We start from the raw sequence: 12,306 nt of genomic DNA, 5'->3' as shown, positions 1-12,306 counted from the left end.
CGACTACGTCGACGGCTCCCTGCCCCGGCACCAGGCCGAGCTCCTCGAGTGGCACCTCGAGGGGTGCGGCCCCTGCGTCGCCTTCGTCAGGACCTACAAGGGCACCGTGGACGCCGCCAAGCGACTCCGCGAGACGACGCTGCCCCCGGAGCTGAAGGAAAAGCTGCGGGCGTTCCTGAAGCGCTCCGCCCAGCACTAGCCCCCGCCGGGCCGATTTACTTCGCCAGACTTCGTTCTCGGTCGTCGCCAGCCCTCAACGTATAGCCACATACGCCTCGGGCTGACTCCTCCCTCGGGCCTCGTCTGGCTCGCAACTTGGCCCAGGGCGGGTTGACCGGCGCGGTCCAAAGCGCGTAGTGTCGAGGCCCGATGGGCGCAACTCTCCTCATGCTGCCGCCGCAGACTTCGACCACGCGCGAATGGGCCAAACGCCTCGCCGCCGCACTGCCGGAGCTGTCCGTCGTCGTCGCCGAGGATGGGGCCGAGGCCGCGGGAGCCGTCGGCCGGGCTGAGGCCGCCTTCGGGACCATGCCGCCCGCGCTCTTGCGAGAGGCTTCGCGGCTCCGTTGGATCCAGGCGCCCCAGGCGGCGCCGCCCGCCGGCTGGTACTACCCGGAGCTGATCGCGCACCCGGCGGTCGTGACCAATTTCCGCGAGATCTATAACGACCATATCGGCGCGCACATCATGGCCTTCATTCTGGCCTTCGCGCGCGGGCTGCAGCAGTACCTGCCGCAGCAGCTCAAACGCGAGTGGCGCCCGGCGCCGCACGACACCGGGGTCGTCCACCTGCCGGAGGCGACGGCGCTCATCGTCGGCGTGGGCGGCATAGGCGCGGAGGCCGCGCGGCTCGCCGCCGCCTTCGGGATGCGGGTGATCGGGGTGGACGCGCGCCGCCGGGAAGCGCCGCCCGGCATGGCGGAGCTGTACGGCCAGGCGGCGCTCGACTCACTCCTGCCGCGGGCCGATTTCGTCATCCTCACCGTGCCGCATACGCCGGCCACCGAAGGCTTCATGAATCGCGCGCGGTTCCGGCTCATGAAGCGCAGCGCCTTCTTCATTAATATCGGCCGCGGCATGACCACGCGTCTCGACGACCTCGCCGCCGCGCTCAAGGCCGGCGAGATCGCCGGGGCCGGGCTCGACGTCTTCGAGCAGGAGCCGCTGCCGGCCGATCACCCGTTGTGGACCATGCCCGGCGTGCTCATCACGCCGCACACCGCCGGCTTTGGTCCCTACCTGGACGAGCGCCGCTATGACATCCTGCTCGACAATAGCCGCCGCTTCCTGGCCGGACAGCCGTTGCGAAACGTGGTGGACAAGTCCAGCTGGTTCTAGGAGCCGAGCCGTCGATGCCAATACCCGTGGGTCTCAATGTCTGGTCGAGGCTGGTAGAGAGCCTCTTCCCGTACCTGGACCAAAGCGCCGGCCCCTTCGAGTCGCTCTGGTTCCCCGACCATGTCCAGTACGGCGCGAACAAGGTCGCCGAAGGCTGGACGCTGCTCGCGTTTGCGCTCGCGCGCTATCCCGACAAGTTCTGCACCCACGAAGTGCTCTGCAATAGCTTTCGCAATCCGGCCCATCTGGCCAAGATGGTCGCGACCGCGCAGGCGCTGTCCGGCGGGCGAGTGATGCTGGGCATCGGCGCCGGCTGGAACGAGGAGGAGTATCGCGCCTACGGCTGGCCCTTCCCGCCGACGCGCGTTCGCATCGCCCAGCTGAGCGAGGCCATTGAGCTGATCCGGCTCATGTGGACCACGTCGCCGGCGACGTATCAGGGCGAGCACTATCAGATCAACGGCGCCTACTGCGAGCCGAAGCCCGACCCCATTCCGCCCATCGTCGTGGGCGGCCACGGCGAGAAATACCTGCTGCGCGCCGTGGCGAAGCACGCCGACTGGTGGAACTACAGCTTCCGCGACGACCTTACGTATGCCCACAAGCAGGAGGTGCTCAAGAGCCACTGCCGGGATGTCGGCCGCGACTATGACGAGATCACGCAGGTCATCCGCGTCGGCATCCTGATCGCCGAGACCGAGGGCGAGGTCGAGCGGCTGAAGGCGCAGCCTCACATCCGGCCCATGCAGGACATCCGCCTGGCCGGCACGCCGGCCCAGGTGACCGAGACCCTGCTGGGTTTGATCGGGCGCGGGGCCGATCGGCTCACGGTCAACTTCGCCGACGCGCCCCGCCCGGAAGGAACACAGCTTTTCTCTCAGAAGGTCCTGCCCCACCTCTAGGCGGCGACCTGTTTACCGGCGGAGCCGGCGGTGGTCGACCATCAGGCAGCGGTCCTGGACTACCTTGATGCCTGCGCGCGCGAGGGCTTCTGCGACCTCGTCGTTCCGGATGCCGAGCTGCATCCAGACGACGCGCGGCTTTGCCGCGAGGATGTCGGGCAGGTGCGGCGGGATGTCCTGCGCGCGGCGGAAAACGTTGACCATGTCCACGGGCTCGGGGATTTCCGCGAGGGTTCGGTACACGGGCTCCCCGAGGATCTCGCTGACGTCCGGGTAGTAGACGGGGACGGGCACGATCTCGTAGCCGGCCTCCGCCATGTACTCGGGGACGTAGAAGGCCGCCTGGCCGCGCTGAGCTTCCGTCTTGATGCCGAGCACCGCGATGCGCTTCGTCTCGGCGAGGATGGCGGCCACACCCTCGCTCGACTCCACCAGGTTCTCCCTCCAGTCGGCCATGTTACAAGTGTACCAATGTGCTAGCCTCGTCGCTGGAGGGTTCCCGCATGGCGATTCGCATCACGCGCGTCTACACCCGCACCGGCGACAAGGGCGACACCGCGCTCGTCGGCGGGCGGCGCGTTCCGAAGGACGCCCCCCGCATCGAGGCCTACGGCACGATCGACGAGCTCAACTCGATCATCGGCCTCGCGCGCGTCTTCAACGCGGAGCGCCTCAAGAAGGGCAAGGCGCCGCGCTGGCTCGACGGCGTCTTCCGCCGGATCCAGAACGAGCTGTTCGATCTGGGCAGCGAGCTGGCGACGCCCGACGACGCGGCCTACGAGGGCATGCACCGCGTCGGCGGGGCGCAGGTCAAGGCGCTCGAGGCGCTGATGGACCAGTGCCAGAAGGACCTGGCCCCGCTCAAGTCCTTCGTGCTCCCAGGCGGCGGGCGGGTCGGCGGCTTCCTCCACCAGGCGCGCACCGTCTGCCGCCGCGCCGAGCGCCGGATCCTGGTGCTCTCGCGCATCGAGCCGCTCAGCCCCTGGCCGCTCGCCTACGTCAACCGGCTGAGCGACCTCCTCTTCGTGCTCTCACGCTGGGTCGGCAAGAAGGGCGGCGAGACGGAATATCTCTGGGAGCGGGGGCTCGCTTCCCACGCGCGCAAGAGGACATGACCGCCGGCTTCACCATCCGGCGCGCGCTGCCGGAGGACCACGCCGCGGTCGCGCGCGAGCTCGCGGACTATCTCAGCTACATCGGCGACGCGCTCGACGCCGAAGGCCTCGACCACGACATCGCCCACTGGCAGGAGGAGTACGACGGCAGGACGGGCGTGCTGCTGCTGGTCGCCGACGCGACGGGCGAGGTCGTGGGGACGGCGGCGGTGAGGCTCCTGGAGCCCGGCGTGGGCGAGCTCAAGCGCATGTGGCTCCGGTTGTCCTGCCAGGGCAGGGGGCTCGGCCGCCGGCTCATGGACGCCTGCCTCGACGAGGCGCGCCGGCTCGGCTGCCGCGCGCTGCGCCTGGACACCCAGGCCAAGCTCGAGGCAGCCGTCCACCTCTACCGCGCCTACGGCTTCAGCGAGATCCCGCGCTACAACGACAACCACCGCGCCGACATCTGGATGGAGCGCGTGCTGTGAGGGCCGCGGCCATTGCGCTCGCGATTGTCGCGCTCTTCGCAGGCCCGGCGGGCTCCAGGACTATCTACCGCGTCTCCTCGGGCCCTCGACGGCGCTCGTGGACGCCAACCTCAAGATGTGGCGCTTCTTCCAGCGCTTCACCCTCTAGCGCCGGCCGGGCTTCTCCGCCTTCCACGTGCCCCAGCGGCCGTTCTCGACGGCCGCGAGGAACTCGGCGATGTGAAGATTGAAGAGCCCGGGTTCCTCGATGTTCGCAGTGTGCCCGGTCATCGGCAGGATGACGAACCCCGCGTGAGGGATGTGGCGCTTCATGAAGAGCCCGGGCTCGAGGCAGGGCTCGTCCTGGTCGCCCACCACGATGAGCGAGGGCACGTCCAGCCGTTTGAGCTCGGGCTCGAGCTCGAAGACCGTCTTCCGCTTCATCTGGACGCCGCGCAGCATGTGCGCCGAGCCCACGGTCGAGTGGTCGCGCACCTGCCGCAGAAACTCGGCCCAGCCGCGCGGGTCCTTCTCGGCGAAGCCGCGCCGTGAGGCGAGCCCGGCGAAGCTCCGCACCTTGGCCTCGATGCCCTCAGTGAGGAATTGCTGCGCCCGCTTTTCGCCGTCGGCCAGGAAGGTCTCGCGCCCCAACGTCCCGCTGCCGCAGCCGCAGATGCTGAGGCTCTCGGCCATCTCCGGGTGCGCGATGCCGAAGTTGAGCGTGATGTTGCCGCCCATGCTCAAGCCGCCGATATGGGCCCGCTCGATGCCGAGATGGCGAATGAGCCCGGCCAGGTCCTCGACGAGAATCTCGTTGCGGTAGGCGGCGGGGTCTTGCGGCACCTCGGAGGGCGGGTAGCCGCGGTAGTTCCAGGTGATGACGCGGTAGCGGCGCGAGAAGTAGCGCACCTGCGGCTCCCACGAGCGATAGTCGCCGCCGAACTCGTGGCACCAGATGAGCGGGAAGCCGCTGCCGGTCTCTTCGTAGTAGAGCGTGACGCCGTTGACGCGCGCTGTGGGCATGCCGTCCTCTCTTCGTTGGAAGGTGGCCGTGCTATCCTTGCCCGGCTTCTACCATGCGCGAGGCGGTGCACGCAAGGAGGCGGACGTGGAGACGGGCCGGCCGGTGACGATGGCGCGGAACGGCATGGTGTCGTCCCCGCACGCGCTGGCCTCGGAGGCCGGGGTCGAGATCCTGAAGGTCGGCGGCTCCGCCGTGGACGCCGCCATCGCCGCGAGCGCGGTGCTGTCCGTCATCTATCCCCACATGACGAGCGTCGGCGGCGATCAGTTCTGGCTCATCTGGGACGCCGAGCGTGCGGTCGTCCGCTTCCTGAACGCGGGCGGTCGCGCGGCCGCCTCCGGCACGCTCAGTTGGTTCAGCCGGCGCGGGCTCGCTGAGATCCCGTTTCGCGGCGTCGTCCCCGCCACGCTCACAACGCCCGGAGCCGTGGCCGGCTGGTGCGAGGCGCACGCCGCGCTCGGCCGGCTCCCGCTTGCGCGCGATCTCGCCCCGGCCATCGGCTACGCGCTCGACGGCTTCGCCGTCACCGAGCGGCTGGCCGCATGGACCGCGGCGACGGCCGGCGTCCTTGCCGGGAGCGCGGAAGCCGCGGCGATCTTCCTGCCGGAAGGCACGCCGCCTCGGGCGGGGCAGCGCCTGCGCAACCCCGATCTCGCGCTGACGCTCGAGCGGATCGGAGCGCTCGGCCGCGCGGGCTTCTACGAGGGCGAGACCGCGCGGGAGATGGCGCGCTTCTCCCGCGAGCACGGCGGCCTCTTCACCGAGCGCGATCTGGCCGAGCAGCGCGCGCGCTGGGGCGAGCCCGCCTCGACGACCTATCGCGGCGTCACCGTCTACGAGACGGCGCCGCCGACCCAGGGGCTCTCGGTGCTCCAGATGCTGAACCTCCTCGAGCCCTACGATCTCTCGCGGCTCGACCCCCTCGGCCCCGACGTCGTCCATCTTCTCGTCCAGGCCAAGCAGATCGCCTTCCACGACCGCGACCGGCTGATCGCCGACCCGGAGTTCGTCAAAGTGCCCGTGGCGCGGCTCGTGTCGAAGGCGTACGCCGATGAGCGCCGCACGCTCATGGATCCGGCGCGGGCACTCCCGTGGGACCGCGTGCCGTCCTCCGGCAGCCTCGCCGGCGACACCGTCTACGTCTGCGCCGTGGACGCCCAGGGCAATGCCGCCTCGTTCATCCAAAGCGTCTACGGCGTGTACGGCTCAGGGATGGTGGCGGGGCGGACGGGCGTGGTGCTCCAGAACCGGAGCGCGTACTTCTCGCTCGACCCCGCGCATCCGAACCGGCTCGAGCCGGGCAAGATCCCGCTCCACACGCTGATCGCCTCGCTCGCCTTCAAGGGCGATGCGCTCTGGCAGGTCTTCGGCTGCATGGGCGCCGACGGCCAGCCCCAGATCCACCTGCAGGCCTACACGGCCATGATCGACTTCGGCCTCGACATCCAGCAGGCGGTGCAATCTCCGCGCTGGCTGGCCGGGCGCTTCGTCCTCGGCGACCCGCGAGATCTCTTGAACATGGAGGGCCGCTTCCCGGCTGCCACGATGGCCGAGCTCGAGCGCCGCGGCCACCGAATCAACCGCTGGCCGTCGTGGGAGGAGCTGGCGGGCCACGCTCACGGCATCACCATCGATCCGGTGACCGGTGCGAAGCTCGGCGGCTCCGACCCCCGCAGCGACGGCGCCGCCGTCGGCTACTAAACATCGAATCCCTCTCCCCTGCGGGGAGAGGGTTGCCCTTCGAGCCGAGACGCTCGCTTCGAGCGACGAGGCGAGGGCTGAGGGAATGAGGGGGAGCTTCATGGCCGCGACCTATCAGATCTATGCGCTGAAATACGGCGAGCGGGAGACCAAGGAAGGCCAGTTTTTCTTCCGCGAGGCCTCGCAGAAGCCGCTGACGCTTCACTTCTTCGTCTGGGTCATCCTGGGCGGCCCGTACCCCATCGTCGTCGACACGGCTGCACGGAGCCCGACGCCAGGCTCAAGGAGCTGCGCGCTTTCGTGAGCCCAGCGGACATGCTCGCGCGGGTCGGCGTCAAGGCGGCCGAGGTGCCGGTGACGCTGGTCTCGCACCTGCACTGGGACCACTGGGGCGGCTATCCGTACTTTCCGGCCAGCACCTTCTGGGTGCAGCGCGAGGAGCTCGAGTTCTGGACAGGCATCGCCGGGCAGCACGAGAACTATCGCTCGTTTGCGCTGCCGGAGTCGCTCGCGCAGCTCGTTCGGTTCAACTACAGCGGGCGCGTCAAGCTCGTCACCGGCGAGGCCGAGGTGCTGCCGGGGATCAAGGTGCACTGGGTAGGCGGGCACACCGCGGGGCTGCAGGTGGTCTCGGTGCCCACGGCCAAGGGCACGGTGGTGCTGACGTCGGACGCCTCGCACTTCTACCGCAATATCGAGCGGCGCGACCCCGTCCAGATCATCACCAACCTGCCCCAGATGCTGGCGGGCTTCGAGACCATCGACGCGCTGGCCGGCTCGAAGGAGCGCGTGGTCGTCGGCCACGACCCCGAGGTCGCCACCCGCTTCGACCAGGTCGAGCCGGGCATCATCAAAATCGCCTAGAGGCCTTGCGGCGCTCGCGGTAGATCTCCACCGCGATGGGGATGCAGGACAGCACGATGATGGTGATCACCACCGCGTGCATGTACTTGGAGATGTTTGGCACGACCCGGCCGAGGCCGTAGCCTGCGAAGCTCATCGAGGCGACCCAGCCGATCCCGCCCACCACGTTGTAGGTCAGGAAGCGGCGATACTGCATCGCGCCCACGCCGGCCAGGACGGGCGCAAAGGTGCGGATGATGGGCACGAAGCGCGCAATGACGATGGTCTTGGGTCCGTACTTCTCATAGAAATGCCGCGTCCGCATCACGTGCTTGGGGTTGAAGAGCAGGGATTTCTCCCGCGTGAAGATGCGTGGGCCCAGGCGCGCGCCGATCGCGTAGCCGACGCTGTCGCCGATGATGGCCGCGGCCATCAGCAGCACGTTGATCCACCAGATATTGAGGTGGCCGGCCGCCGCAAGCAGCCCGGCGGTAATCAGCAGCGAGTCGCCGGGCAGGAAGCAGCCGATCAGGAGGCCCGTCTCGGCGAAGACGATGGCGACCAGGAAGACATAGCCGCCCCACTGGATGAGCGCGTCGAGAGAGTACGAGCCGGTGAGGATGCCGTAGAGGAAGTCCATGCGCGGCAGGGCTAGACGAGCTCGCGGCGGACGAGGGCCGCGCCGGCGCCGAGCGCGCGGAGCTTGGCGCGCGCGAGCTCGCGGTCGAGCGGCACCATGCCGCAGTTGGTGCAGGGGAAGATCTGCGAGGGCTTCACGTGCTTCATGGCTTCGCGGATCACGGCGGCGACCTCCGCCGGTGTCTCCACCCTGTCGCTCGCCACGTCGATGGCGCCCACCAGCACGTCCTTGCCGCCGAGCAGGCCGATTAGCGACATCGGCACGCGCGAGTTCGCGCATTCCAGCGAGACTGCGCCGATGCGGCTTCGGGCCAGCAGGGGGAAGGTCAGCTCGTACTGTCGCCACTCGCCGCCGAGCGTCTTCTTCCAGTCGGTGTTGGCCTTGATGCCGTAGCCGTAGCAGATGTGCACCGCCGTCTTGCACGCGAGGCCCTCGACGGCGCGGTCGAGGGCGGCGACGCCCCAGTCGCGCACCTCGTCCATGTAGACGTTGAAGGCCGGCTCGTCGAGCTGGATCACGTCCAGGCCGAGCGCGGCGAGCTCCCGCGCCTCCTCGTTGATCAGGGCGGCCAGCGCCATGCCGAGCTTGGCGCGGCTGCCGTAGTGGGCGTCGTGGATGGTGTCGGCGATGGTCATGGGCCCCGGGATCGTGAACTTGACCGGGCGCCGCGTCTCCCCGCGGAGGAAGCGGATCTCTTCGGTATGGATCGGGCCGCGCCGGCGGAGCGGCGCTGTCACCGTCGGGACATTTGCTTTGTAGCGGTCGGCGCGGATGCCGATCGTGACCATTTTCGAGAAGTCCACGCCGTCCAGCTGCTCGACGAAGCCCCAGACGAAGTGGCGCCGCGTCTGCTCACCGTCGGTGACGATGTCGATGCCGGCCTCCTCCTGGTCGCGGAGGGCGAGGCGGACGGCGTCGCGCTTGCCTTCGTCGAGCGCCGCGCCCTCGAGGCGCCACGGCGCCCAGAGCGTCTTCGGCGCGGCGAGCCACGCGGGCTTCGGCAAACTGCCGGCTATGGTCGTGTCGAGCATTCCGGCGGCATGGTATCATGCCGGGCATGAGGCGCCTGATTCTCCTCCTCTCCGTCGTGGCGCTCGCGCTGGCGGCCTGTTCGTCGGCGGAGTCCGACAAGCAGTGGTACAAACCCAACGTGGACTACACGGCGGCGGACTTCGAGCGCGACCGCCTGGTCTGCACCGACAAGAAGAAGAAGCTCGACGAAGAGTGCCTGAAGCAGCGCGGCTGGGCTTCCCTGGGCGGCGACATCGGGGCGCCGATCAAGCCCCCGGATCCCACCAAGACCCCGTCTCCGAAAGGCAAGTACTAGTCTGCGCGGCATCATCTTCGACTTCGGCGGTGTCCTCTGGGACATGCGCTGGGACGTGGCTCGCGAGCTCGACCACGCGCACGGGCTGCCCCGCTCGTCCGTCTTCGAGACGCTCTACCGCACGGGGACGTGGGAGGCCGTCGAGCGCGGCGGCGGCGACCGGCAGGCATGGCTCGAGGCCGCGCATCGGATGCTCGAGGAGCGCGCGGGTCGGCCGCTGCCGCCGCTGCACGAGGAGTGGCGGGCCTCCCAGCGCGCCATCGAGCCCAACCTCCGCCTTGTCCGCGAGCTCCGCGCCTCCCACAAGCTCGCCATCCTGAGCAACGCCGACATCTCGCTGCGGGAGCGCCTCGAAGGGGATATCGGCATCCACCAGCTCTTCGACGACATCGTCTGCTCGGCCGAGGTGGGCATGGCCAAGCCTGAGCCCGCGATCTACGTATTGGCGGCAGAGAGGCTCGGCCTCGAGCCGCGCGAGTGCGTCTTCGTCGACGACCTCGACACCAACGTCGAAGCCGCGCGCCAGGTGGGAATGCGGGCCGTGCTGTTCCGCGTGGACAAGGGCGACGACCTCCGCGCCCAGCTGGCCACCCTCGGCGTGGCGCCGCGGCGCTGAGCGCCATGCCGCGCACCGCGATCTTCCTGTCCCCCGGCGCCGATCTCGCCGCGGCCGTGGACCTCGCCCGGCGGGCCGACGGGGCGGGCTACGAGAGCGTGTGGGTCACCCACGGCCTCGGGCGCGACGGGCTCCATGTTTTGGCGGCGTACGCGCACGCCGCGCCCCGCGTCGCTTTGGGCACGGGCGTCATCCCGATCTATCCGCGCCACCCGGTGGTGCTGGCCCAGGAGGCCCTGACGCTTCAGGAGGTCTCGGGCGGCAGGCTCCGCCTCGGCATCGGCGTGAGCCACCGCTCGATGATGGAAGGCGCTCTCGGCCTCGACATGGGCCGGCCGCTCGAGGTTGTCCGCGAATATGTCGCGGTTCTGCGCCAGGCGCTTACTGGCCACGTCGAGCATGCCGGGCCGCGCTATCGCGTGGCGTGGCAGAGCGGGGTGCCGCGGCTGCCGGCGCCGCCGCCGATCTACCTGGCGGGGCTGGGGCCTGCGATGCTCGAGCTCGCCGGCGAGATCGCCGACGGCGCGGTGCTCTGGCTCTGCGCCCCTGCCTACATCCGCGAGCACGCGGTGCCCGCCATCCGGCGCGGGCGCGAGCGGGCCGGCAAGGCGCTCGACGGCTTCGAGATCGTGGCCTCGGTACCGGCGGCGGTGACCGCGGACCGCGTCGCGGCTGCGGCGGCCTTCAAGGGCGAGCTCGCGCGCTACCTGGCCCTGCCTTTTTACCGCGCCATGCTGGAGAAGTCCGGCTTCGGCGCCGAGATCGCCGCCTGGAGCGCCGCACCGGGTCCCGCGGCCGTGGACGATCGCCTCGCGCGGGGTTTGGGCGCCGTCGGCGACGCCGAGACGCTCCGGGCCTTCATGGCGGCCTATCGTGCGGCCGGCGTCACGCTGCTGGCCATTCGCCCAATCGGTTTCCCGGACGCACCCCACTACCTGCCTACGCTCGAGGCTGGCGCGGCTTTCTGACCCGCTGTGCTACGGTGGGAGCATGGACGGCGTCGCCGCTTCCATGACCCCGTCGAGCCCGGTCCGGCTCGGCAAGATGCTCGTGGGCCCCGCCTTCGACTACCTCCTGATCGGCGGGCTCCTGAGCTGGGTCGCGGGCGGCATTCTCTACTGGGGCGGGTTCAACTTCCCGGATAACGATCCCTTCCTCTGGTGGGCCATCCTAGTATCGAACTGGGCCCACTTCGCGGCGTCCACGGTGCGGCTGTACACCAAGCCGGACGCCGTCAAGACCTAGCCGTTCCTGACGCTGGCCTTCCCGGTGATCGCCGTCGCAGTCGTGACGGCGGCGCTTGTCGTGGGCGAGCCCTTTGGGCGCTACCTCTTCGCGCTTTACCTCGTGTGGTCGCCTTATCACTACTCGCGGCAGGCCTACGGCCTGAGCGTGATGTACGCCTACCGCTCGGGCTGCGCCCTCGAAGTCGCGGACAAGCGGTGGATCCTCTGGGCCTGCCTCGTCCCGTTCTTCTGGACGCTCATCCACCCCGACGGCGGAATGGCCCTCGTGCTGCCACGCGGTTTTTACACGGGCTTTCCGATGCGGACGGCGGTGGCGCAGACGCTGACCGTGCTCTCGCTCGCGGCTCCCGCCGCACTCTTCCTCTGGCTCCGCTCACGGCGTTCGCTCGCTCTGCCGATGATCAGCCTGGCGGTGATCGTGTCCAACGCCATCTGGTGGACGCTCTTCAACTACTTCAACGCCTTTGTCTGGGCGACGGTGTTCCACGGGCTGCAGTACCTGGCCATCGTGAGCGTGTTCCATATCAGGGACCAGGAGCGGCGAGCGTCGAACGCCCACGGGTGGTTCTTCCACACCGCGACCTTCTACGTCACGTGCCTCATCCTCGGCTGGGTGCTCTTCTACCGCTGGCCGCAGACGTACTGGCTCATGGGCTTCGGCATCGTGCAGAGCGGTCTGCTCGTCACCGCCACCATCAACATCCACCACTTCGTCGTGGACGCTTTCATCTGGCGGCTCAGGCGTGACCCGAACTATCAGACCGTGGTGGACGCGCCGCCTTCGGTGGCTGCCGTCTAGCGGACGAGACCAATCAGGCGGCGCGCCGCCGTCATTGGCCGAGTTGCTTCGTGAGGTAGGCGAGGATCCGCTCCCTGTCACCCGGCCCGACCGGCATGCCGTAGCTGATCATCCGATCCACGATGACTGCCCATTCGGCGCGCGTCTGGCGCTGCTGGGCGATCATCTCGAGGCTGTGGCAGATGATGCAGCGTCCGCTCACCATCTGCTGGTCGCGGTCTCGAGGCAAGGGATTGGCGGCCTGCGCCGAGAGGCTGGGCGGACCCGCGCTCCCGCCCGTTCGCTCGCTCCAGCTCCAACCCCAGCCC

18 protein-coding genes are annotated in these 12,306 nt (G+C 69.3%); 13 read left to right on the top strand and 5 right to left on the bottom strand.

All coding sequences use genetic code 11. The features are described 5' to 3' along the window. The 3 genes from Q7W02_27555 to Q7W02_27545 form a co-directional block, all read left to right on the top strand. The coding region (locus Q7W02_27555) for a zf-HC2 domain-containing protein (protein MDO8479885.1) at positions 1 to 199 on the top strand (199 nt) is incomplete at its 5' end. 170 nt (positions 200 to 369) lie between these two features. After that, positions 370 to 1,338, top strand: a complete 969-nt coding sequence (locus Q7W02_27550; protein MDO8479884.1) for a D-2-hydroxyacid dehydrogenase — start codon at positions 370 to 372, stop codon at positions 1,336 to 1,338. A 14-nt stretch (positions 1,339 to 1,352) separates the two neighbouring features. Continuing rightward, a complete protein-coding gene (locus tag Q7W02_27545; protein MDO8479883.1) occupies positions 1,353 to 2,240 on the top strand; it encodes an LLM class flavin-dependent oxidoreductase in 888 nt (295 codons plus the stop codon). Between the two features lie 12 nt (positions 2,241 to 2,252). On the opposite strand, the gene Q7W02_27540 is transcribed toward Q7W02_27545, so the two are convergent. Continuing rightward, positions 2,253 to 2,696 (bottom strand): CoA-binding protein, encoded by a 444-nt coding sequence (locus Q7W02_27540; protein ID MDO8479882.1) that lies wholly within the window; start codon positions 2,694 to 2,696, stop codon positions 2,253 to 2,255. A gap of 47 nt (positions 2,697 to 2,743) precedes the next feature. Here Q7W02_27540 and Q7W02_27535 point away from each other — a divergent pair, with 47 nt between their 5' ends. Both Q7W02_27535 and Q7W02_27530 read left to right on the top strand, forming a co-directional pair. Continuing rightward, entirely contained in the window at positions 2,744 to 3,355 is a 612-nt protein-coding gene (locus Q7W02_27535; protein MDO8479881.1) for a cob(I)yrinic acid a,c-diamide adenosyltransferase, read from the top strand. Then, the gene (locus Q7W02_27530; protein MDO8479880.1) at positions 3,352 to 3,822 is read left to right on the top strand and encodes a GNAT family N-acetyltransferase; all 471 of its coding nucleotides are present in this window, start codon (positions 3,352 to 3,354) and stop codon (positions 3,820 to 3,822) included. The genes Q7W02_27535 and Q7W02_27530 overlap by 4 nt, the downstream gene beginning before the upstream one ends. Before the next feature lie 144 nt (positions 3,823 to 3,966). Here the strand turns inward: Q7W02_27530 and Q7W02_27525 are convergent, their stop codons facing one another. Next, a complete protein-coding gene (locus Q7W02_27525; protein MDO8479879.1) occupies positions 3,967 to 4,824 on the bottom strand; it encodes an alpha/beta hydrolase in 858 nt (285 codons plus the stop codon). Positions 4,825 to 4,909: 85 nt separating this feature from the next. Here Q7W02_27525 and ggt point away from each other — a divergent pair, with 85 nt between their 5' ends. The 3 genes from ggt to Q7W02_27510 all read left to right on the top strand — a co-directional run bounded on the left by ggt (position 4,910) and on the right by Q7W02_27510 (position 7,390). After that, positions 4,910 to 6,526, top strand: a complete 1,617-nt coding sequence (gene ggt, locus Q7W02_27520; GenBank protein MDO8479878.1) for a gamma-glutamyltransferase — start codon at positions 4,910 to 4,912, stop codon at positions 6,524 to 6,526. 100 nt (positions 6,527 to 6,626) lie between these two features. Beyond that, positions 6,627 to 6,830, top strand: coding sequence for a hypothetical protein (locus Q7W02_27515; GenBank protein MDO8479877.1), 204 nt, complete (start codon positions 6,627 to 6,629; stop codon positions 6,828 to 6,830). After that, complete coding sequence (locus Q7W02_27510; protein ID MDO8479876.1) at positions 6,827 to 7,390, top strand: N-acyl homoserine lactonase family protein; 564 nt, start codon at positions 6,827 to 6,829, stop codon at positions 7,388 to 7,390. The genes Q7W02_27515 and Q7W02_27510 overlap by 4 nt, the downstream gene beginning before the upstream one ends. On the opposite strand, the gene Q7W02_27505 is transcribed toward Q7W02_27510, so the two are convergent. Further along, entirely contained in the window at positions 7,377 to 8,009 is a 633-nt protein-coding gene (locus Q7W02_27505; GenBank protein MDO8479875.1) for a VTT domain-containing protein, read from the bottom strand. The genes Q7W02_27510 and Q7W02_27505 overlap by 14 nt on opposite strands. 11 nt (positions 8,010 to 8,020) lie before the next feature. After that, positions 8,021 to 9,040 carry a methionine synthase gene (locus Q7W02_27500; GenBank protein ID MDO8479874.1) on the bottom strand — a complete coding sequence of 340 codons (1,020 nt, stop codon included), beginning with the start codon at positions 9,038 to 9,040 and terminating at the stop codon, positions 8,021 to 8,023. 26 nt (positions 9,041 to 9,066) lie between these two features. On the opposite strand from Q7W02_27500, the gene Q7W02_27495 reads away from it, so the two are divergent. The 5 genes from Q7W02_27495 to Q7W02_27475 are packed head-to-tail and all read left to right on the top strand — an operon-like array spanning position 9,067 to position 11,998. Next, positions 9,067 to 9,336 carry a hypothetical protein gene (locus tag Q7W02_27495; protein MDO8479873.1) on the top strand — a complete coding sequence of 90 codons (270 nt, stop codon included), beginning with the start codon at positions 9,067 to 9,069 and terminating at the stop codon, positions 9,334 to 9,336. A 55-nt stretch (positions 9,337 to 9,391) separates the two neighbouring features. Next, on the top strand, positions 9,392 to 9,952 hold the full coding sequence (locus Q7W02_27490; GenBank protein ID MDO8479872.1) for an HAD-IA family hydrolase: 561 nt from the start codon (positions 9,392 to 9,394) through the stop codon (positions 9,950 to 9,952). 5 nt (positions 9,953 to 9,957) lie between these two features. Further along, positions 9,958 to 10,920, top strand: coding sequence for an LLM class flavin-dependent oxidoreductase (locus tag Q7W02_27485; protein ID MDO8479871.1), 963 nt, complete (start codon positions 9,958 to 9,960; stop codon positions 10,918 to 10,920). 22 nt (positions 10,921 to 10,942) lie between these two features. Beyond that, entirely contained in the window at positions 10,943 to 11,197 is a 255-nt protein-coding gene (locus Q7W02_27480; protein ID MDO8479870.1) for a hypothetical protein, read from the top strand. A gap of 24 nt (positions 11,198 to 11,221) precedes the next feature. Continuing rightward, a complete protein-coding gene (locus tag Q7W02_27475; GenBank protein ID MDO8479869.1) occupies positions 11,222 to 11,998 on the top strand; it encodes a hypothetical protein in 777 nt (258 codons plus the stop codon). Positions 11,999 to 12,029: 31 nt separating this feature from the next. Here Q7W02_27475 and Q7W02_27470 read toward each other — a convergent pair whose 3' ends face one another. Next, positions 12,030 to 12,227, bottom strand: a complete 198-nt coding sequence (locus Q7W02_27470) for a hypothetical protein (GenBank protein ID MDO8479868.1) — start codon at positions 12,225 to 12,227, stop codon at positions 12,030 to 12,032. Between the last annotated feature and the right edge of the window lie 79 nt (positions 12,228 to 12,306).

It is taken from the genome of Candidatus Rokuibacteriota bacterium (genome assembly GCA_030647435.1).
GTDB lineage: Bacteria > Methylomirabilota > Methylomirabilia > Rokubacteriales > CSP1-6 > AR37.
The sequence above is the reverse complement of the archived record's forward strand: the minus strand, read 5'-3'. Positions and strand labels throughout refer to the sequence as shown.

Bases quoted from the DNA above. Each gene is read 5' to 3' on its own strand.
- Q7W02_27550 (MDO8479884.1), top strand. From the start codon at position 370: ATGGGCGCAACTCTCCTCATGCTGCCGCCGCAGACTTCGACCACGCGC.
- Q7W02_27545 (MDO8479883.1), top strand. From the start codon at position 1,353: ATGCCAATACCCGTGGGTCTCAATGTCTGGTCGAGGCTGGTAGAGAGC.
- Q7W02_27540 (MDO8479882.1), bottom strand. From the start codon at position 2,696: ATGGCCGACTGGAGGGAGAACCTGGTGGAGTCGAGCGAGGGTGTGGCC.
- Q7W02_27535 (MDO8479881.1), top strand. From the start codon at position 2,744: ATGGCGATTCGCATCACGCGCGTCTACACCCGCACCGGCGACAAGGGC.
- Q7W02_27530 (MDO8479880.1), top strand. From the start codon at position 3,352: ATGACCGCCGGCTTCACCATCCGGCGCGCGCTGCCGGAGGACCACGCC.
- Q7W02_27525 (MDO8479879.1), bottom strand. From the start codon at position 4,824: ATGCCCACAGCGCGCGTCAACGGCGTCACGCTCTACTACGAAGAGACC.
- Q7W02_27515 (MDO8479877.1), top strand. From the start codon at position 6,627: ATGGCCGCGACCTATCAGATCTATGCGCTGAAATACGGCGAGCGGGAG.
- Q7W02_27505 (MDO8479875.1), bottom strand. From the start codon at position 8,009: ATGGACTTCCTCTACGGCATCCTCACCGGCTCGTACTCTCTCGACGCG.
- Q7W02_27500 (MDO8479874.1), bottom strand. From the start codon at position 9,040: ATGCTCGACACGACCATAGCCGGCAGTTTGCCGAAGCCCGCGTGGCTC.
- Q7W02_27495 (MDO8479873.1), top strand. From the start codon at position 9,067: ATGAGGCGCCTGATTCTCCTCCTCTCCGTCGTGGCGCTCGCGCTGGCG.
- Q7W02_27485 (MDO8479871.1), top strand. From the start codon at position 9,958: ATGCCGCGCACCGCGATCTTCCTGTCCCCCGGCGCCGATCTCGCCGCG.
- Q7W02_27480 (MDO8479870.1), top strand. From the start codon at position 10,943: ATGGACGGCGTCGCCGCTTCCATGACCCCGTCGAGCCCGGTCCGGCTC.